At 74.4% G+C, this 21,477-nt stretch carries 4 protein-coding genes; all 4 read right to left on the bottom strand.

Annotation, left to right across the window (positions count from 1 at the left end; all coding sequences use genetic code 11):
• Window position 1: 1 nt before the first annotated feature.
• Window positions 2-865 (bottom strand): hypothetical protein, encoded by an 864-nt coding sequence (locus tag G3I60_RS12170; RefSeq protein WP_138357908.1) that lies wholly within the window; start codon window positions 863-865, stop codon window positions 2-4.
• Between the two features lie 109 nt (window positions 866-974).
• Window positions 975-4,157 carry a type I polyketide synthase gene (locus G3I60_RS12165; protein WP_164293348.1) on the bottom strand — a complete coding sequence of 1,061 codons (3,183 nt, stop codon included), beginning with the start codon at window positions 4,155-4,157 and terminating at the stop codon, window positions 975-977.
• 50 nt (window positions 4,158-4,207) lie between these two features.
• Complete coding sequence (locus G3I60_RS12160) at window positions 4,208-9,622, bottom strand: type I polyketide synthase (RefSeq protein ID WP_164607114.1); 5,415 nt, start codon at window positions 9,620-9,622, stop codon at window positions 4,208-4,210.
• A gap of 30 nt (window positions 9,623-9,652) precedes the next feature.
• Complete coding sequence (locus G3I60_RS12155; protein ID WP_343240905.1) at window positions 9,653-21,469, bottom strand: SDR family NAD(P)-dependent oxidoreductase; 11,817 nt, start codon at window positions 21,467-21,469, stop codon at window positions 9,653-9,655.
• Window positions 21,470-21,477: the final 8 nt, after the last annotated feature.

Genomic DNA, 21,477 nt, shown 5'->3' with positions numbered 1-21,477 from the left:
GTCACATCCGGATCTGTCGGGAGAGGTCCTGTGCGGTCAGCAGCTCGGCCAGCGCCGTGGCGGCGCCTTCGTCACGCAGCAGGTCGGTGTGATCGCAGTCGAACCGGAGTTCACGGGCCACTGCTCCGGCCGCGCCGTCCGGGTCGGTGGAACGCAGCCGGTTGAGTCCGCTGAGCGGGCTTCCGGAGCTGAAGGCGACGGCGTCCGTCCACGCGGTGGCGGCCGAGGAGTTGAGCTGGCCGGCCGCGACGACATAGGCGACGAAGGAGGTGAAGGACTCGGTGAACTCGGTCCGGCTCTCGGGTTCCAGCTCGATCTCGTCGAAGGCGGCTTCGCTGATCTCCCGGAAGAGTCCGACGAGCACCGGGCCGATGTACCCGAGGTTCTCGGGGTCGGCCTCCAGCGCCTGCCGGGCGGTCTCCTGGGCCTCGGCGACCGGTTCGGCACCGATGATTCCCGCGAACAGCTCGACGGACTTGTGGAACTGCCAGAGCAGACCGAAGGCGTTGGCCTGCTCGGGGTCGAACAGGATGAGCTGGGGGGCTCGTTCCTGCCACTGCGCTATGCGGCCGGCCAGGGCGGCGGCGTACACCGCTCCGGCGCAGAAGCCGAGTACGGCACCGACCTGCTGCCCGCTCGCGCGGACGTCCTCGAACCAGCGGTCGAGGTACTCCTCGCCCGACGGCCCGATGTCGGTGGCGATGGCCTGCGGCATCGTCTCCCAGACCGGATGGCTGGTGGCGGTGAGGCCGACGATGTCGGCGAATCGCGCATCGGGTCGCCCGGTGGCCGTGAAGTCGACCGCGAGGACCAGATCTCCTGGGCCCTTGCCGCCGATTTCCCACCATGCATCGGATTTCTCCACCAACAGCCCCTTCCGTTCCCTGCTGTCCCGTGCACCCGCATGGGGAGTGCTTCCGATGCTAGAAGCGGGCAATTGCACTGAGATCCCCTAGCGGACCCCCTAGCGCCCCCTACTCGTCGGGAGTACTCGCCGCGGCCGGGGCCGGTGCCGCTTCCACGGTCTCCAGCAGGTGCTCGGCCAGCTCCTCGGGCGTCTCGTACTCGTAGATCACGGCGGCGGACAGGCGGGCGCCGACGGCCGCGCCGATCCGATCGCGGAACTCGACGGCGAGCAGCGAGGAGAACCCGAGGTCGATGAACTCGCTGTCGTCCTCGATCTCCTCGGCGGACGCGTGGCCGAGGACGGACGCGGTGACCGAACGCACCAGCTCCAGCAGGAGCTCGGCGCGGGCCGGGCCGTCGGCCGCGTGCAGCCGCCGCTGGAACTCCAGCGGATCGTCGGCCGGCTCTCCCCCAGCTACCGCTGGGAGGTGCCCCCCGACGGCGTCCGGCAGGTCCAGGACGCTGCCGGCGGCACCGGGAGCGGCGGGTCCGGCCGAGGCGCGGCCGGCTGCCGCCAGCCAGTAGTGCTGGTGCTGGAAGGCGTACGTGGGCAGCGGGGTCCGGCGTGCGCCGGTGCCGTCGAAGAGCGCGGTCCAGTCCACGGCGGCGCCGCGCATCCGCAGCCGGGCGGCGGCCTCGGTGACCGCGTGCGGCTCGGTGCGGTCCCTGCGCAGCACGGGGAGCACGGCGGCGGGCGCCGGTGCGGTCAGGCAGTCGCGGACCAGCGCGGACAGGACGGCGTCCGGGCCCAGTTCGACGAACGTGGCGGCGCCCTCGGCCGCCAGGCTGCCCACGGCGTCGGCGAAGCGCACCGTCTCGCGGACGTGCCGCACCCAGTAGTCGGGGCTGCGCAGTTCCTGCGCGGTGACGGGCTTGCCGGTGAGGGACGACACGATCGCGATGGTCGGCTCGAGGTACGTCAGCCCTGCGGCCACCCGCCCGAACCCGTCGAGCATCGGCTCCATCAGCGTGGAGTGGAAGGCGTGGCTGACGGTGAGGCGCTTGGTCTTGCGGCCCAGGTCACGGAAGTACCCGGCGACCGCCTCGACCGCCGCCTCGTCGCCGGAGACCACGACGGCCTCCGGGCCGTTGACCGCCGCGATCCCGACTCCTTCGGCCAGCCGCGGCAGCACCTCCGCCTCGGTGGCCTGGAGGGCCGCCATCGCGCCGCCGGCCGGCAGCGCCTGCATCAGCCGGCCGCGGGCGGCGACGAGCGCCGCCGCGTCCTCCAGCGACCAGAGCCCGGCGACGTGCGCGGCGGCCAGTTCGCCGATCGAGTGCCCGGCGAGCAGGTCGGGCCGCACGCCCCAGGACTCCAGCAGCCGGTACAGGGCCACTTCGAGGGCGAAGAGCGCGGGCTGCGCGTAGCCGGTCGTGTCCAGCAGCGCCGCCTCCGCGGTGCCCGGCTCGGCGAACAGCACCTGCTGGAGGGGGTGTTCGAGGTGCGGGTCGAGCGCGGCGCACGCGGCGTCCAGCGCCCGCGCGAACGCCGGCTGTGAGGCATGCAGTTCACGGCCCATGCCGGGCTTCTGGCTGCCCTGCCCGGTGAAGAGGAAGGCGATACGTCCGCTCCCCTGCGTCTCCTGGACCACGGCCGGGCCCTGGCTGCCCGCCGCGAGCCCCTCCAGCGCGGCCAGCAGCTCCGCCCGGCTGTCGGCGACGAGCGCCGCCCGGTGGCTGAGCTGGCTGCGGGAGGTGGCCAGGGACAGTCCGATGTCGGCGGCCGACAGGTCCGGGCGGTCCGTGACGTGCGCGTGCAGCCGGGCGGCCTGGGCGCGCAGTCCCGCGGCGCCCTTCGCGGACAGCAGCCAGGGCACCGGACGGATCTCCGGGGCCGCGGCGGCCTCGGCCGGCTCCTCCTGCGGTGCCTGCTCCAGGACGACGTGGGCGTTGGTGCCGCTGATGCCGAACGCGGACACCGCGGCGCGGCGCGGCCGGCCGCTGTCGGGCCAGGCGCGGGCCTCGGCGAGCAGTTCGACGGCGCCCGCCGACCAGTCGACGTGCGGGCTGGCCTCGTCGATGTGCAGCGACTTGGGGAGCACCGCGTGCCGCAGCGCCATCACCATCTTGATGACGCCGGCGGCGCCCGCGGCGGCCTGGGTGTGGCCGAGGTTGGACTTCACCGAACCGAGCCACAGCGGCTGGTCCGCGGGCCGGTCCTGGCCGTAGGTCGCGATGAGCGCCTGCGCCTCGATCGGGTCGCCCAGGACGGTGCCGGTGCCGTGCGCCTCGACGGCGTCGATGTCCCCGGTGCTCAGCCCGGCGGCGGCCAGCGCCTCCAGGATCACCTGCTGCTGGGACGGGCCGCTGGGGGCGGTGAGGCCGTTGCTGGCGCCGTCCTGGTTGATGGAGCTGCCCCGCACCAGGGCGAGGACGGGGTGCCCGTTGCGGCGCGCGTCGGAGAGCCGCTCCAGGAGCAGCACACCGACGCCCTCGCCCCAGCCGGTGCCGTCGGCGGCCTTCGCGAACGGCTTGCACCGGCCGTCCGGGGCCAGCCCGCGCTGCCTGCTGAAGTCGATGAACGTGTCGGGGGTGGCCATGACGGTGACACCGCCGGCCAGCGCGAGACCGCATTCGCCGTTGCGCAGCGCCTGCATCGCCAGGTGCAGGGTCACCAGCGACGACGAGCAGGCGGTGTCGACGGTGACGGCCGGGCCCTGCAGCCCCAGCGCGTACGAGACCCGCCCGGAGAGCACGCTGCCGGCCGTACCGGTGCCGAGGAAGCCCTCGACGCCGTCCGGGATCGACGCCCGGTCCGAGCCGTAGTCGTGGTACATGACGCCCGCGTAGACGCCGGTCCGGGTGCCGCGGACGGTCGCCGGGTCGATCCCGGCGTGTTCGAACGCCTCCCAGGACGCCTCGAGCAGCAGCCGCTGCTGCGGGTCCATGGCCAGCGCCTCACGCGGGCTGATGCCGAAGAACGCGGCGTCGAAGTCCCCGGCCCCGGCGAGGAATCCGCCCTCCTTGGCGTAGCTCTTGCCCAGGGCGTTCGGGTCGGGGTCGTAGAGGTTCTCGACGTCCCAGCCCCGGTCGGTGGGGAAGCCGCCGGCGCCGTCGCCACCGGCGGCCAGCAGCTCCCACAGTTCCTCGGGCGAGGTGATCCCGCCCGGGTAGCGGCAGCTCATGCCGACGATGGCGACGGGTTCGCGGGTCCTGTCCTCCAGGTCCTGGATACGGCGGCGGGCCTGGAGGAGATCGGTGGTCGCCCGCTTCAGATAGTCGCGGAGCTTCTGTTCGGTGTCCGTGGTCATGCGTGCTTCAGCTCCTTGTATCGGGCGAGCGGGCGATCAGGTGGGACGGGTCAGTCGGAGCCGATCTCGCCGTCCAGCAGCGCGAACAGCTCGTCGTCCGAGGCTTCGTCGACGGTCGCCGCCGCGTCCTGGGCGGCCGGAGCGGGCGCTGCCGCGTCGTGCCAGCGGGACATCAGCGCCTGGAGGCGCACGGTGACCTTGGAGCGGGTCAGCTTGTCCAACCCGTCGGTGTTCAGCAGCGGTTCGAGCTGTTCCAGGCTCGCGAGCAGCGCCTGCGCGGGGTCGTCGTCGGCGGGGGCCAGCGCCTGGAGGAGGTGGTCGGCCAGCTCCAGCGGTGTCGGGTAGTCGAAGACGAGCGTGGCCGGCAGCCGCACCCCGGTCTCGACGACGAGGCGGTTGCGGAACTCCACGGCCGTCAGCGAGTCGAAGCCGAAGTCCTTGAACGGCTTCTCCGCCTCGACGGGCTGGTCGGCGGCGAAGCCGAGCACGGCCGCGACCTGCTTGCGGACCAGCCCCAGCACCAGCTGCGGCCGTTCGCCGGCCGGCAGCGCCGCCAGCCGCGCGGTGAGACCGCCGTCGGCCGCGGCCGCTCCGCCGGCCGCCGCCGCGCGCCGTACCGGCCCGCGCACCAGCGACCGGAACATGCCGGGCACGTCACCGCTCATGGCGCGGCCCAGGGCCCGGGTGTCCAGACCGACCGGCACCAGGAGCGCCCGGTCCGCGGCCACCGCCGTGTCGAACAGCGCGAGGCCCTGCTCCTGGCCGAGGGCGAGGATGCCGCCGCGCGCCATCCGTTCGACGTCGGCCCCGGTCAGGGCCGACCCCATGCCGCCCGTCGCCGGGTCCCACAGGCCCCAGGCGAGCGCCGTGCCGGGCAGGCCCGCTGCCCGGCGCTGCGCGGCGAGGCCGTCCAGATAGGTGTTGGCGGCCGCGTAGTTGCCCTGTCCCGCGCCGCCGAAGACGCCGGCCGCGGAGGAGAACAGGACGAACGCGTCCAGCTCCAGGTCCGCCGTCAGCTCGTGCAGGTGACGGGCGGCGTCGGCCTTCGGGCCGAGGACGGATGCGACACGGGCCGGGGTCAGCTTGCCGATGACACCGTCGTCCACGATGCCGGCCGTGTGCACGACCGCGCTGAGCCGGACGACACCCGCCAGCAGTCCGGCGAGGCTGTCGCGGTTCGAGACGTCGCAGGCCGCGACGGTCACCGCGGCGCCGGCCGCCTCCAGTTCGGCGACCAGGGTGTCCGCTCCGGGCGCCTCCGGGCCGCGCCGGCTGACGAGCAGCAGGTTCCGTACGCCCCGGGCGGTGACCAGGTGCCGGGCGACGAGCGCGCCCAGACCGCCGGTGCCACCGGTGATCAGTACGGTGCCGTCGGAGCGCCAGGGGGCACCTTCGGCTTCCGCCTCCGACGTGCCGGCGCGGACGAGCCGCGGCGCCCACAACACACCGTCACGGAGTGCCAGTTCGGATTCGGCGGCGGAGAGCACGCCCTCCGGAACCCCGTCCGCGTCGGTGTCCAGCAGGACGATGCGGCCCGGGTTCTCGGCCTGGGCGGCCCGGACGAGACCGGTCACCGCCGCCTGGCCCAGATCCGTCACCCCCTCGCCGGGGGTCACCGCCGCCGCGCCGCGGGTCAGGACGAGCAGCCGCCCGTCCTCGTTCGCCTCATCGGCCAGCCACTCCTGAAGATCCGTCAGTACGGAGGCGACCGCGTCGGCGGCAGAGCGCCCGGCCGGTGCCGTCAGAACGGTCGGCGCGGGTCCGGAGTCCGTGGCAGCGGAGGTGATCTGCTTCCACTCGACGGTGAACAGCGCGTCGTCCGAGGTGTCCGGGGTGCCCAACTGGGCTGCGGACACCGGTCGCAGGGTGAGCGTGCCGATCGACGCGACCGCGCCGCCCTCGGCGTCCGCGACCCGCACCGAGACCCCGCCGGGGGTGGCCGCCGGGGCGAGCCGTACCCGCAGCGCCGTGGCGCCCGAGGCGTGCAGGGTGACGTCCGACCAGGCGAAGGGCAGCCACATGGCGCCCGCGTCCGCGTCGGCCGGGCCGCTCATCAGGCCGGGGCCGCCCAGCGCGACCGCGTGCAGCGCGGCGTCCAGCAGGGCCGGGTGCAGACCGAACAGCCCGGCCTGCGACTCCTCCCGCTCGGGCAGCGCGACCTCGGCGAAGACCTCGTCGCCGAGCAGCCAGGCGGCCCGCAGGCCCTGGAAGGCCGGGCCGTACTCCAGGCCGCGGCCGGCCAGCTCGTCGTAGAGGTCGTCCACCGCGACCGGCTCGGCGCCGGCCGGGGGCCACTGCGCCAGGTCGAACCCGGCGGCGGGGGCCTGCTCGGTGAGCGTGCCGTCGGCGTGCCGCGTCCAGGCCGTGCCCTCCGGCGCGCCCTCCGGCCGGGAGAAGATCGTCACGGCACGCTGCTCGCCGCCGTCCAGCCGCACCCGCACCTGGACGGCGCCCACGGCGGGGACGACCAGCGGCGCGTGGAGCGTCAGTTCCTCCAGTGCGCCGCAGCCCGCCAGGTCACCGGCGTGCACGGCGATCTCGACGAGCGCGGTGCCGGGGACGATCACGGTGCCGTTGACGGCGTGGTCGGCCAGCCACGGGTGGGTGGCCAAGGACAGCCGCCCGGTGAACAGCAGCCCGTCCGACTCGGGGATGCTCACGGCCGCGCCGAGCAGCGGATGTCCCGCCGTGTCCTGGCCGAAGTCGGCGGCGTCGCCACTGGGCAGGGCGTTGGACGTGAACCAGTAGCCGCGGTGCTGGAAGGCGTACGTCGGCAGGTCCACGAGTCCGGCGGCGGCGCGGCCCGCGAAGAACGCCCGCCAGTCGACGCCGATACCGCGCAGGTACAGGCGGGTGACGGCCTCCACCAGGGTCTGTGCCTCGTCGCGGTCCCGGCGCAGCGCGGGGACCAGGACCGACGCGACGGGGTCTGTCACGCTCTCGGCGCCCATCGCGCTCAGCACGGCGTCGGGCCCCAGTTCCAGGAACGCGCTGACGCCCCGCTCCTCCAGCGCCGTCACGGCGTCGGCGAAGCGCACGGCCTCACGGACGTGCCGGACCCAGTAGGCGGGGTCGGTCAGTTCTCCGGTGGTGGCGGTCTGCCCGGTGAGCGTCGACACGATCGGGATCGAGGGCGCGTGGTACGTGAGCCCGGCCGCGACGGCGCGGAACTCCTCGAGCATCGGCTCCATGTGGACGGAGTGGAAGGCGTGGCTGACGGTGAGGCGCTTGGTCTTGCGGCCCTGCTCGTCGAAGTACGTGACGACCTGCCGGACCGCGTCCTCGTCGCCCGAGACGACGATGGAGGTGGGCCCGTTGACGGCCGCGATCCCGACCCGGTCGGTAAGGCGCGGCAGGACCTCGGCCTCGGTGGCCTGGATCGCCGCCATCGCACCGCCGGACGGCAGTTGCTGCATCAGCCGGCCGCGAGCCGCGACCAGCAGCGCCGCGTCCTCCAGGGACCAGACCCCCGCCACCTGCGCTGCGGCCAGCTCGCCGATGGAGTGACCGGCCAGCACCTGCGGCTTGATGCCCCACGCGGCGACCTGCCGGAACAGCGCCACCTCCAGGGCGAACAGCGCGGGTTGGGTGTAGCCGGTAGCGTCCAGCGATCCGTCGTCCCCGAACAGCACGTCCTTGAGCGGACGGTCCAGGTGCGCGTCGAACGCCGCCGCCACCTCGTCGAGCGCCGCCGCGAACACCGGGAACGCGGCGTAGAGCTCCCGCCCCATGCCGGCCCGCTGGCTGCCCTGGCCGGTGAACAGGAAGCCGAGCCGGCCGGATCCGGGGCCGTCGCGCAGGACGCCCGGCGCGCTCCCGCCGTCGGCGAGGGCCGCGAGCGCGGTGAGCAGTTCCTCCCGGCCACCGGCCACCACGCCCGCCCGGTACGGGAAGGCGGAGCGCGTCGTGGCGAGGGCCGAGCCGACCGTGGACGGGTCGGCGGCCACGGAGCCGTCCCGCAGGTACGCGTGCAGCCGCCCGGCCTGGGCGGTCAGCGCCTCCGAGGTGCGGGCGGACAGCAGCCACGGCACCACCGGCAGTTCGGCGACGGCGGGCTCCTCCGCCGTCTCCTCGGCCGGGGTCTCCTCCACGATGACGTGGGCGTTCGTGCCACTGATGCCGAAGGACGAGACACCCGCACGGCGGGTCCGCTCCCCCGCCGGCCACGGCCGGGCCTCGGTCAGCAGCTGGACGGTGCCTGCCGACCAGTCGACGTGCGAGCTGGGCGCGTCCACGTGCAGGGTGCGCGGCAGCTCCTCGTGGTGCAGGGCGAGCACCATCTTGATGATCCCGGCGACACCCGCCGCGCCCTGGGTGTGCCCGAGGTTGGACTTGATCGAGCCCAGCCACAGCGGCTGGTCCTGCGGGCGCTCCTGGCCGTAGGCGGCGATGAGCGCCTGCGCCTCGATGGGGTCGCCCAGCTTGGTGCCGGTGCCGTGCGCCTCGACCGCGTCGACCTGGTCGGCGGACAGCCGGGCGCTCGCCAGCGCCTGCCGGATGACGCGCTGCTGGGACGGCCCGTTGGGCGCGGTGAGCCCGTTGCTGGCGCCGTCCTGGTTGACGGCGCTGCCGCGGACCACGGCCAGCACGCGGTGCCCGTTGCGCCGGGCGTCGCTGAGCTTCTCCAGCAGCAGGACGCCGACGCCCTCCGACAGGCCGGTGCCGTCGGCGGCCTCCGCGAACGGCTTGCAGCGGCCGTCGCCGGCCAGCCCGTCCGCCCGGCTGAACTCCAGGAACGTTCCGGCGGAGCCCATCACCGTCACCCCGCCGGCCAGTGCCAGCGTGCACTCCCCCGCCCGCAGCGCCTGGCCCGCGAGGTGCAGGGCGACCAGGGCGGACGAGCAGGCGGTGTCGATGGTGACGGCCGGGCCCTCCAGGCCCAGCGCGTACGAGACCCGGCCGGACAGGACGCTGCCCGCGACACCGGTCATCATGTGGCCGGCGACCTCGGCGGGCATCTTCTGCAGCCCGCGCAGGTAGTCGGAGCTGCTGACACCGGTGAAGACCGCCGTGCGGGTGCCGGACAGTGCCACCGGGTCGATCCCCGCGCGTTCCAGCGCCTCCCACGACGTCTCCAGCAGCACCCGCTGCTGCGGGTCCATCGCGAGGGCCTCGCGGGGGCTGATCCCGAAGAACTCGGCGTCGAACTCGGCGGCGTCGGCGAGGAAGCCGCCCTCGGGCGCGCCGTCGCCCGCCGCGCCGCCCTTCTCCCGTTCGCTGTCCTGGAACTGGGTGAGGTTCCAGCCGCGGTCGGTGGGGAACGGCGTCAGACCGTCCTCGCCGGCCGCGAGCAGCTCCCACAGCTCCTCGGGCGAGGTGACGCCGCCCGGGAAGCGGCAGGCCATACCGATGATCGCGATCGGCTCGCGGTCCTTGTCCTCCGCCTCCCGCAGCCGCCGACGGGCGTCGTGCAGGTCAGCGGCGACCCGCTTGAGTGTGTCGACCAGCTGCTTCTCGTCCGCCATCAGTTCTCCTCAAAGGTGTGCAGGGCGCCGTCAGGCGATGCCGAGTTCGTCCGTGATGAAGGCCAGGACCTCGTCGGTCGTGGCGTCCTGCAGTCGTTCGTTGACGTTCTCGCCGGTGTCGCCGCCCGCGCCGGCGCGCAGGTTCCTGAACCGGGAGAGCAGTTCCTCCAGGCGGGCGGTGACGGCGGCGTGGACGCTGTCGTCGAGGGACACCTCCGGCAGATAGCCGTCGAGGCGGTCGAGTTCGGCGAGTACGGCGTCGGCCGGGTCGGTCTGCTCGGGGGCGAACTCGCCGTAGAGCAGCCGGGCCAGCGCCAGCGGGGTCGGGTGGTCGAAGACGGCGGTGGCGGGCAGCCGGACACCGGTGGCGGCGCCGAGCCGGTTGCGGAATTCCACGGCGGTCAGCGAGTCGAAGCCCAGCTCCTTGAAGGAGCGGGTGGCGCCGACCGCCGAGGTGCCGGCGAAGCCGAGCACCGCCGCCGCGTAGGACTGCACCAGGTCGAGCAGCACGGTCTCCCACTCGTCGGTGGGCAGTGCGGCGAGCCGCTTGCGCAGCGCGTCGCCCTGGGCGCCGTCCTCCGCGGCCGACGCGCCCTGCGCGGTGCGCCGGGACGGGCCGCGGACCAGGGAGCGCATCAGCGGCGCCACCGGGCTGTCGCCGGCCTGCGACCGCAGGCCCGCGGTGCTGAGGCCGATCGGGACGAGAGCGGGCTCCGTCCCGCCGACTCCGGCGTCGAACAGGGCCAGGCCCTGCTCGGGGCTGAGCGGCCGGATGCCGGAGCGGGCCAGCCGCGCCAGGTCCGTGCTCTCCAGGTGTCCGGTCATACCGCTCGGCTCGGCCCACAGGCCCCAGGCGAGGGACACGGCGGGCAGCGCCGCGGCCCTGCGGTGGGCGGCGAGGGCGTCGAGGTAGGCGTTGGCCGCCGCGTAGTTGGCCTGGCCCGCGTTGCCGAAGACCCCGGCGGAGGAGGAGAACAGGACGAACGCGTCCAGTTCCGTTCCGGCCGCGACCGTCAGCTCGTGCAGGTGGCGGGCCGCCTCGGCCTTGGGGGCGAGGACCGCGAACAGCTTCTCGGGGGTGAGCTTGCCGAGTGTCGCGTCGTCGAGCACACCGGCCGCGTGGACCACCCCGCGCAGCGGCCGCGCCTCCGGAACGGACGCGAGGAGCGCGGCGACCGCGTCGCGGTCGGCGACGTCGCAGGCGGCGACGGTGACGGTGGCGCCCGCTTCGGAGAGTTCGGCCACGAGTTCGGACGCCCCCGGAGCGCCCAGGCCCCGCCTGCTGGTGAGCAGCAGGTGCCGTACGCCGTGCTCGCCGACCAGGTGCCGGGCGACGAGCGCGCCCAGACCGCCGGTACCTCCGGTGATCAGGACGGTGCCGTCGGACTGCCACGGCGCCAGGGCGTCGGCCCGGGCCTCGGCCCGGACCAGCCGCGGGGCGAGGATCTTCCCGTCGCGCAGCGCGAACTCCGGCTCACCGGTGGCCAGCGCCGCCGCGAGCAGCGTCCGGGAGGGGATGCCGGTACCGATGTCCGCGAGGACGATCCGGCCGGGGCTCTCGGACTGCGCGGAGCGGACCAGGCCGTGGACGGCGGACTGCGCGAGGTCGGCGATGTCCTCGCCGGCCTCGGCGGCGACCGCGCCACGGGTGACGACGACCAGCGTGGTGCCGTCGGTGCGCGGGTCGGCGAGCCACACCTGCAGATCGCCGAGCGCCTGCATGACGGTGTCCTCGGTGCCGCTCTGCCAGTGCACGGGCGTCAGGACGGTACCGATGGAACCGTCCAGCTCATCGGTGCTGAAGATCTCCGGCAGGCCGGGGAAGAGCGGGTCGTCGCCGAACACCGCCCAGTCCGTGGGCGCCGGCGGCTGGTCGCCCGGGGCCGTGACGGCGGTCCACTCGACGCGGAACAGCGAGTCGCGGTGCGGGTCGGAGCCGGCCGAGCCGAGCTGGGCGAGCGCCTCCAGGGGGAGGCGGCGCAGCAGCAGGGAGTCGACGGCGGCGACCGGTGCCCCGGTGGCATCGGCGACGTTCAGGGTGACGGCGCCGCTGCCGGGCGCCGCGGCGATCCGGACCCGCAGGGCGGAGGCGCCGACGCTGTGCAGCGCGACACCCGACCAGGCGAACGGCAGCCAGGGCCCCTCCCCTTCCTCGCTGTCCAAGAATCCGCCGAGCGCGATGGCGTGCAGGGCGGCGTCCAGCAGCGCCGGGTGCAGGGCGTAGTCGGCGGCCGCGGAGACCGCCTCGGTGGGCAGCTCGACCTCGGCGAAGAGCTCGCCGTCACGCCGCCAGGCCGCCTGCAGTCCGCGGAAGACCGGCCCGTAGTCCAGGCCGACGGCGCCCAGGTCCGCGTACAGGCTCTCCGTCGTCAGCGCCTCGGCGCCGGCCGGCGGCCACTGGGTGAGGTCGGGTCCCGGGGCCGGGGTGTCCGCGGTCAGCAGTCCGCTCGCGTGCCGGGTCCACGGGGTGTCCTCGTCGCTGTCCTCGGGCCGGGAGAAGACCGCGACCGGGCGGTGCCCGTCGGCGGCGGGCTCGTCGACCAGGACCCGCAGCTGCGTCTCGCCGCGCTCCGGCAGGACGAGCGGCGCCTCCAGGGTCAGTTCGGCCAGCGTGCCGCAGTCGGCCTCGTCACCGGCCCGTACGGCGAGCTCCAGCAGCGCCGTCCCGGGGACGAAGACCACCCCGCCGACCGCGTGATCGCCCAGCCAGGGCTGGGACTTGAGGGAGAGCCGGCCGGTGAGCAGATAGCCGTCGCGGTCGGGCAGCGCCACGGCCGCGCCGAGCAGCGGGTGTCCTGCGGGCGTCTGGCCGAGCCCGGCCGGGTCCACGGACCCGGAGACGGCCTCCAGCCAGTAGCGCTCGCCCTGGAAGGCGTACGTCGGCAGACCGGTGCGCTCCAGCGTGCGGCCGGCGAAGACCGCCGACCAGTCCGGGCGTCCGCCGTGCGCGACCAGCCGCCCGAGGGAGGTCAGGACGCGGCCGGCGCCGCCGTCGTCGCGGCGCAGCGTGCCGGTGACGACGACGTCGTCGGCCCCGGCGGCGGCCACGGTGTCCTGGACGCCGACGGTGAGCACCGGGTGCGGGCTGCACTCGACGAACACCGTGTGGCCGGTGAGCGCGAGCGCCCGTACGGCCGGCTCGAACTTGACGGTGTGCCGCAGGTTGCGGTGCCAGTACGTGGCGTCCATCTCGCTGCCGTCGATCAGCCGGTCCTCCAGCGTGGAGTACAGCGGGACACGTCCCACCTGCGGCCGGACGGGGGCGAGCACGTCCTCCAGCTCCTCGCGCAGCGACTCCACGTGGGAGGAGTGCGAGGCGTAGTCGACGTCGATGCGGCGGGCCCTGATGGTGCGCCGCTCGCAGGTGGCGAGCAGTTCGTCGAGCGCGCCGGGGTCGCCGGAGACGACGGTGGAGGAGGGGCCGTTGTTCGCGGCCACCGAGATCTGGCCGGGCCAGGCGGTCAGCAGCTCCTCGACCTCGGCGGCGGGCAGCGGCAGGGAGACCATGCCGCCGGTGCCGGCGAGACCGACGAGCGCGAGGCTGCGCAGGGTGACGACGCGGGCGGCGTCCTGGAGGGTGAGCGCCCCCGCCACGCACGCGGCGGCGATCTCGCCCTGCGAGTGCCCGACGACGGCGGACGGCCGGATGCCGAGCGACTCCCAGACGGCGGCGAGCGAGACCATGACCGCCCACAGGGCGGGCTGGACCACGTCGACGCGCTCCAGGGACGCGGCGCCCTCGACACCGCGGAGCACGTCCAGCAGCGACCAGTCGGTGAACTCGTCGGCAGCGGCCGCGCAGGCCTCCAGGCGGGCCCTGAACACCGGGGAGGTCTCCAGGAGTTCGGCGGCCATGCCGATCCACTGCGAGCCCTGGCCGGGGAAGACGAAGACCGTCTTACCGGGGGCGCCCGCGAGGCCCTCCTCGACGCCGGCGGCGGGAACGCCGTCGGCGATGTCCTTGAGGGTCTGGATCAGCGTCGGACCGTCCGCGCCCACGAGCACCGCGCGGTGCTCGAAGGGCGTGCGGGTGGTGGCCAGCGCGTGCCCGATGCTGCCGAGCGCGGTGGCACCGAGCTCGGGCGTGCCCGCCAGGTGGGCGTGCAGCTTGCGGGCCTGGGCGCGCAGCGCCATCTCGCTGCGGCCGGTGAGCAGCCACGGCACGGGCGCGGTGTCGGTGGCGGTGAACGGCGCGAGGGCGTCCGGCTCCTCGATGGCGGCGACCGGCTCGACCGCCGGCGCCTCCTCCAGGATGACGTGCGCGTTGGTGCCGCTGAACCCGAAGGCGGAGACGCCCGCCCGGCGGGCGCCGGACCCGCCGCGCGGCCACGGCCGCGCCTCGGTGAGCAGCTCCACGTTCCCCGCGGACCAGTCGATGTGCGGGCTGGGCTCGCCGACGTGCAGCGTCGCCGGCAGTTCCTCGTGACCGAGCGCGGTGACCATCTTGATGACGCCCGCGATACCCGCGGCGGCCTGGGTGTGCCCGAGGTTGGACTTGACGGAGCCGAGCCACAGCGGCTGGTCGGCGGCCCGGTCCTGGCCGTAGGTCGCGATGAGCGCCTGCGCCTCGATCGGGTCGCCGAGCCGGGTGCCGGTGCCGTGCGCCTCGACCGCGTCGATGTCGGCGGCGGCCAGTCCCGCGCTCGCCAGCGCCTGCCGGATGACCCGCTGCTGGGAGGGGCCGTTGGGTGCGGTGAGCCCGTTGCTGGCGCCGTCCTGGTTCAGGGCGCTGGCGCGGACCACAGCGAGGATCTCGTGCCCGTTGCGCTGCGCGTCGGAGAGCCGCTCGACGAGGATCATGCCGACGCCCTCGGCCCAGCCGGTGCCGTCCGCCGTGGACGCGAACGCCTTGCAGCGGCCGTCGGCGGCCAGTCCCCGCTGGCGGCTGAAGTCGACGAACGTGTCCGGGGTGGCCATGACGGTGACACCGCCGGCCAGCGCCAGCGTGCACTCGCCGCGCTGCAGGGCCTGGATCGCCAGGTGCAGGGCGACCAGGGACGAGGAGCAGGCCGTGTCGACGGTGATCGCCGGCCCCTCCAGCCCCAGCACGTACGAGACGCGCCCCGACAGCACCCCGGCGGACGTCCCGGTCCCGAGGAAGCCGTCGACGCCCTCGGGCAGTTCGCCGAGCCGGGTGCCGTAGTCGTGGTAGATCACACCGGCGAAGACACCGGTCGAGCTGCCGCGCAGCGTGGCCGGGTCGATCCCGGCCCGCTCCAGCGCCTCCCACGAGGTCTCCAGCAGCAGCCGCTGCTGCGGGTCCATGGCGAGGGCCTCACGCGGGCTGATGCCGAAGAAGGGGGCGTCGAAGTCGGTGGCGTCGTACAGGAACGCGCCCTGGTCGGTGTACGTGGTGCCGGGGCGTTCGCCCGTGGGGTCGTAGAGCGACTCGACGTCCCAGCCGCGGTCGTCGGGCAGCCCGGCCATCGCGTCGGTGCGGGTGGCGAGCAGCTGCCACAGGTCCTCCGGGGAGCGCACCCCGCCGGGGAACCGGCAGCCCATGCCGACGATCGCGATGGGCTCGTCACCGGAGACCGTCGTGCTCGCCACCGGTCCCGCACCGCTCGCCGCCAGCTCGCCGACGAGCTCCGTGCGCAGGAACGTGGCCAGCACGTCCGGCGCCGGGTAGTCGAAGACGAGGGTGGCGGGCAGCCGCAGACCGGCCGCGGACCCGAGCCGGTTACGGAACTCCACACCCGTCAGCGAGTCGAACCCGAGGTCCTTGAACGCCCGGGACGGGTCGATGGCCTCGGCGCCGGAGTGGCCGAGAACGGCCGCGACGTTGCTGCGCACCAGGTCGAGCAGGAACTCCTCCTGCTCGGCGAGGGTCATCGCGGCCAGCCGCGGACCGAGCTCCAGCGCGGCCCCGGCGGTGGCGGCACGGGCGGTACGGCGGGCCGGAGCCCGTACCAACGCCCGCAGCAGCGGCGGCACTTCGTCGGGCGCCGCGGTCGCCGGCAGTTCCAGGTGCATCGGGACGAGGGCGTGCGCGGCGAGGCCGACGGCCGTGTCGTACAGCGCCAGGCCCTCGGCGCTGCTGAGCGCCGCCGCCCCGGAGCGCGCCAGCCGCTCGCGGTCGACCGCCTCCAGGACGTCGGCCATGCCGCCGCCCTCGGATGCCCAGGCGCCCCAGCCCAGCGACAGCGCGGGCAGGCCCGCGCCGCGCCGGTGCGCGGCGAGCGCGTCCAGGTAGGCGTTGGCGGCCGCGTAGTTGCCCTGGCCGGGGTTGCCGAACGTGCCGGCCGCCGAGGAGAACAGCACGAACGCGGCGAGGTCCAGGCCGCGGGTCAGCTCGTGCAGGTGACGGGCGGCGTCGGCCTTCGGGCCGAAGACCCGGTCGACGCGCTCGGGGGTCAGCGACGCGAGGATGCCGTCGTCGAGCAGGCCCGCCGCGTGCAGCACGGCCGTCAGGGGGTGCGCCGCCGGTATCGCGGCGAGCGTGGCAGCCAGCGCCTCACGGTCCGCGGCGTCGCAGGCGGCGAACGTGACGCTCGCGCCCAACTCTTGGAGTTCAGCGGCGAGTTCGGTGGCCCCGGGCGCCTTGAGACCGCGCCGACTGGTGAGCAGCAGGTGGCGTACGCCGTACTCGGTGACCAGGTGGCGGGCCAGCAGCCCGCCGAGCGCGCCGGTGGCGCCGGTGATCAGCACCGTGCCCTCGGGGGCGAGCGGCGCGGGCACCGTCAGGACCAGCTTGCCGGTGTGGCGGGCCTGCCCGATGTGGCGGAACGCCTCGGGCGCCTGCCGTACGTCCCAGGCGGTGACGGGCAGAGGGAGCAGCGCGCCGCTGTTGAAGAGTTCCAGGAGAGCGGCGTACATCTCCTGGATCCGCTCGGGACCCGCGTCCATGACGTCGAACGCCCGGTACGCGACGCCCGGGTGGTCGGCGGCGACCGTGTCCGCGTCCCGGATGTCCGTCTTGCCCATCTCGACGAACCGCCCGCCACGCGGCAGCAGCCGCAGCGACGCGTCCACGAACTCGCGGGCGAGGGAGTCCAGGACGACGTCCATGCCGCGGCCGCCGGTCGCGCCGAGGAAGCTCGGCTCGAAGTCCAGGGTGCGGGAGGACGCGATCCGGTCGTCGGTCAGACCGAGGCCGCGCAGCGTCCCCCACTTGCCGGTGCCGGCCGTGCCGTACACCTCGGCGCCCAGGTGGCGGGCGAGCTGCACCGCGGCGATACCGACACCGCCGGCGGCGGCGTGGATGAGGATCCTCTCGCCGGACTTCAGCCCGGCCAGATCGTTGAGCGCGTAGTACGCCGTCAGGTAGACCACCGGTGCGGCGGCCGCCTCGGCGAAGGTCCAGCCGATCGGCATCGGCGCGACGAGCCGGTGGTCGACGACCGCGAGCGGCCCGAACGCACCCGAGAACAGACCCATCACGCGGTCGCCGGGCGCGAACCCGCTGACGCCGGGGCCGGTTTCCACGACCACACCGGCCGCCTCGAGACCGAGCCGGCCCGCGTCGCCCGGGTACATGCCGAGCACGTTCATCACATCGCGGAAGTTCAGGCCCGCGGCGCGGATCGCGACCCGGATCTGGCCTTCGGCGAGCGGCTCGGCCGCCTCGGGGAAGTCGGCGACGTAGATGCTGTCGAGGGTCCCGCTGGCGGTGAAGTCCAGCCGCCAGGGGGCCGTGTCGGGATGGGCCGGAGGAGTCGTCAGAGTGTCGGCCGGCGAGCTGCGGAGCAGGCGCGCGGTGTGCGCCTGCCCGCCGCGCAGCGCCAGCTGGGGCTCGTCCGCGGCGATCGCGGCGGCAATCGCCGGGACCAGGGCCGCGGCCGACGCCGGAGTGCCGTCGAGGTCCACGAGCACGATCCGGTCCGGGTACTCGGACTGCGCGGACCGCGCCAGGCCCCACACCGCGGCCGCACCGGGGTCGGCGACGGCGTCGCCGGGAGCGGCGGCCAGAGCACCGCTGGTGACGAGCACCAGCCGCGCGCCGGGCAGCTGATCGGCGTCCAGCCACTCCTGGAGCAGCGCCAGAGCACGGTGCACGGTGGTGCTGATGGACGCGGAACCGGCGGTGGTGAACTGCGCGAGGGTCAGCTCGGCCTCGGCCGTCGCTTCCGTCAGGGTCTCCCCCGCCGCGGTGAGCGCGTCGGCCAGGCCGAACGTGTCGGCGCCGATCAGCGTCCAACTGCCGCCGGGGCTGGCCTCGTCGGCGACCTGGAGCGGAGTCCAGTCGATCCGGAACAGCGACTCGTGGTGGGCGGAGCCGCCGGCGGTCGCCGTCAGCTGATCCACCGCGAGGGCGCGCAGCACGAGCGAGCCCACGGACGCGACCGGTGCTCCGGCGGCGTCGGCCAGCTGGATTGCCACACCGCTGCCGGAGGCCGCGGGTGACACCCTGATCCGCAGCACACTCGCACCGGCCGCGTACAGGGCGACGTCCGACCAGGCGAAGGGGAGCTGCGGCGCGCTGCCGTCCTCGACGAAGTCGCCGAGGCTGATCGCGTGCAGCGTCGCGTCCAGCAGCGCCGGGTGCAGTCCGAACGCCTCGGTGTCCGCGCCGGCGTCCTCGGGCAGCGACACCTCGGCGAAGACGTCGTCCCCGTGCCGCCAGGCGGCCCGCAGACCCTGGAAGAGCGGGCCGTACTCCAGGCCCGACGCCGCCAGGTCGTCGTAGAGGTGACCGGTGTCGATCGCGCTCGCGCCGGCCGGCGGCCACTGCGCGAAGTCGAACTCCGGGTCGGGAGCCAGCACCGACGCCGTCAGCAGGCCGTCGGCGTGGCAGGTCCAGGGAGCGTCGTCGGGCGCGTCCTCGGGCCGCGAGAAGACCGTGACGGGCCGCAGCCCGCCCGCGTCGGCCTCCCCCGCCTGCACGCGCAGCTGAACGGCACCCTGCTCGCCCAGCACCAGCGGCGCCTGGAGCGTCAGCTCCTCGACGGTGCCGCACCCGACCTCGTCGCCCGCCCGCACGGCGATCTCGACGAGAGCGGCTCCCGGGACGATGACCGTGCCGGAGACGGCGTGATCGGCCAGCCAGGGGTGGGTGTTGAGCGAGAGCCGCCCGGTGAACAGCACGCTGTCCGTGTCCGGCAGCGCGATCGCACCGCTGAGGAACGGGTGACCGCCGGAACGCAGCCCCAGCCCGGTCGCGTCACCGGTCGACGCCACCGTGCGCGGCCAGTACTGCCGGTGCTCGAAGGCGTAGGTGGGGAGGTCGACGGGAGTGTGCCCGGCGCCGAAGAAGGCCGGCCAGGAGACGGTGCCGCCGTGGGCATGGAGGCGGACGAGTGCCTCGGTGAGGAGCTGGGCCTCGTTGTGGTCGCGGCGGAGGGCGGGGATGAGGGTGGTGGTGTCGGTGGCGGATTCGGCGGCCATCGCGGTGAGAACGGCGTCGGGGCCGAGCTCCAGGAACTTCGTGACGCCTTGGTCCTGGAGGGTGGTGACGGCGTCGGCGAAGCGGACGGCTTCGCGGACGTGGCGGACCCAGTAGGCGGGGTCGGTCAGCTCCTCGGTGGTGGCTGCGTGTCCGGTGAGCGTCGAGACGATCGGGATGGACGGTGCGGTGTAGGTGAGCCCTGCGGCGATGGTGCCGAACTCTTCGAGCATCGGCTCCATGTGGAGGGAGTGGAAGGCGTGGCTGACGGTGAGGCGCTTGGTCTTCCGTCCGATGCCGTCGAAGTGCGCGATCACGGCTGCCACGGCGTCTTCGTCACCGGAGACGACGATGGAGGTGGGCCCGTTGACGGCCGCGATCCCCACCTTCTCGGTGAGCTGCGGCAGGACTTCGGCCTCGGTGGCCTGGATCGCCGCCATCGCACCACCGGCGGGAAGTTGCTGCATCAGCCGGCCACGAGCCGCAACCAGCAGCGCCGCATCCTCCAGCGACCAGACACCGGCCACATGCGCTGCCGCGAGCTCACCGATGGAGTGACCTGCCAGCACCTGCGGCCGGACCCCGAAGGACTCCAGCAGCCGGAAGAGTGCGACCTCCAGCGCGAACAGAGCCGGCTGCGTAAAGCCCGTCTCGTTCAGCCGGCTGTTCGCCTCGGCAAACAGAACGTCCTTGAGCGGCAGTTCAAGGTGCGCGTCGAGCGCCGTACACACCGCGTCCAGCGCCTCCGCGAACACCGGGAAGGCGGCGTAGAGCTCGCGTCCCATACCGGCCCGCTGGCTGCCCTGCCCGGTGAAGAGGAACGCCGTGCGGCCTCCGTGAGCGGAGCCCTGTACGAGGCCGGGGGCATTGCCGCCCTCGGCCAGCGCCGTCAGTCCGGCGATCAGACCGTCGCGGTCGGCGGCGACGACGCCCGCCCGGTGGGAGAACACCGCACGGGTCGTGGCCAGGGAGTATCCGACAGCGGCCGGGTCGAATCCGTGCTCGGCGTCGGCGAGCAGGTGATCCCGCAGGCGGGCGGCCTGGGCCTGGACGGCCTCCGGCGTCCTGCCGGACAGCGTCCACGGCACCACCGGCAGCTCGGCGACGGGAGCGGCTTCCTCGGCCTGCGCCTCTGCGGGGGCTTCTTCCACGATGACGTGGGCGTTCGTTCCGCTGATGCCGAAGGACGAGATGCCCGCGCGGCGAGTCCGCTCCCCGGCCGGCCACGGCTGGGCCTCGGTCAGCAGCTCGACGTCACCGGCACTCCAGTCGACATGCGAACTGGGAGCGTCGACGCCCAGCGTGCGCGGCAGTTCCTCGTGCTGCATCGCCAGCACCATCTTGATGATGCCCGCAACACCGGCGGCAGCCTGCGTGTGACCGAGGTTCGACTTCACCGAACCCAGCCACATCGGCCGGCCCTCCGGGCGGTCCTGCCCGTACGTCGCCAGCAGCGCCTGGGCCTCGATCGGGTCGCCGAGCTTGGTGCCGGTGCCGTGCGCCTCGACGGCGTCGACCTGGTCGGCCGAGAGCCGGGCGCCGGCCAGGGCCTGGCGGATGACGCGCTGCTGCGAGGGGCCGTTGGGGGCCGTCAGTCCGTTGCTCGCGCCGTCCTGGTTGACGGCGCTGCCGCGCACGAGCGCGAGTACGCGGTGGCCGTTGCGCTTGGCGTCGCTGAGCTTCTCCAGCAGCAGCATGCCGACGCCCTCGCCCCAGCCGGTGCCGTCCGCGGCCTCGGCGAAGGGCTTGCAGCGGCCGTCGGGGGCGAGGCCGCGCTGGCGGCTGAAGTCGACAAAGGTGTCGGGGGTGGCCATGACGGTGACGCCGCCGGCGAGCGCGAGCGAGCACTCGCCGGTGCGCAGCGCCTGAGCCGCCAGGTGCACGGTGACCAGGGACGACGAGCAGGCCGTGTCGACGGTGACGGCCGGGCCCTCCAGCCCGAAGGCGTACGAGACCCGCCCGGAGGCGAGGCTGCCGCCGACGCCCAGGAAGCCTTCGACGTCATCGGCGGCGTGTTCGAGGACGTCGCTGTAGTCGCCGTACATGACCCCCGCGAAAACACCGGTCGCGCTGCCGCGCACCGAGGCCGGGTCGATGCCCGCGCGCTCGAACGCCTCCCACGACGACTCCAGCAGCAGCCGGTGCTGCGGGTCCATGGCCACCGCTTCACGCGGGCTGATCCCGAAGAAGCCGGGGTCGAAGTCCGCGGCACGGTCCAGGAAACCGCCGTGCCGGGAGTACGTCCTGCCGACCGCGTCCGGGTCGGGGTCGTAGATCCCCTCGACGTCCCAGCCACGGTCCAGGGGGAACGACGACACCCCGTCGCCGCCCGCCGCGAGCAGCGCCCACAGCTCCTCGGGCGACGTGACCCCGCCCGGATACCGGCAGGCCATCCCCACAATCGCGATCGGCTCGTGGCCCGCGCCGGAGAGCTGGCGGTTCTGCTCGCGCAGTCGCTCCGTCTCCTTCAGCGACGCGCGCAGAGCCTCAACGATTCTCTCGTTCGATGCAGACGTTGCAGACACCTGAACCT

This window comes from Streptomyces sp. SID13666 (assembly GCF_010548325.1).
GTDB classification, from domain to species: Bacteria; Actinomycetota; Actinomycetes; order Streptomycetales; family Streptomycetaceae; genus Actinacidiphila; species Actinacidiphila fildesensis.
Note: the sequence above shows the minus strand (reverse complement) of the source record. Positions and strands in the feature narration are given on the sequence as shown.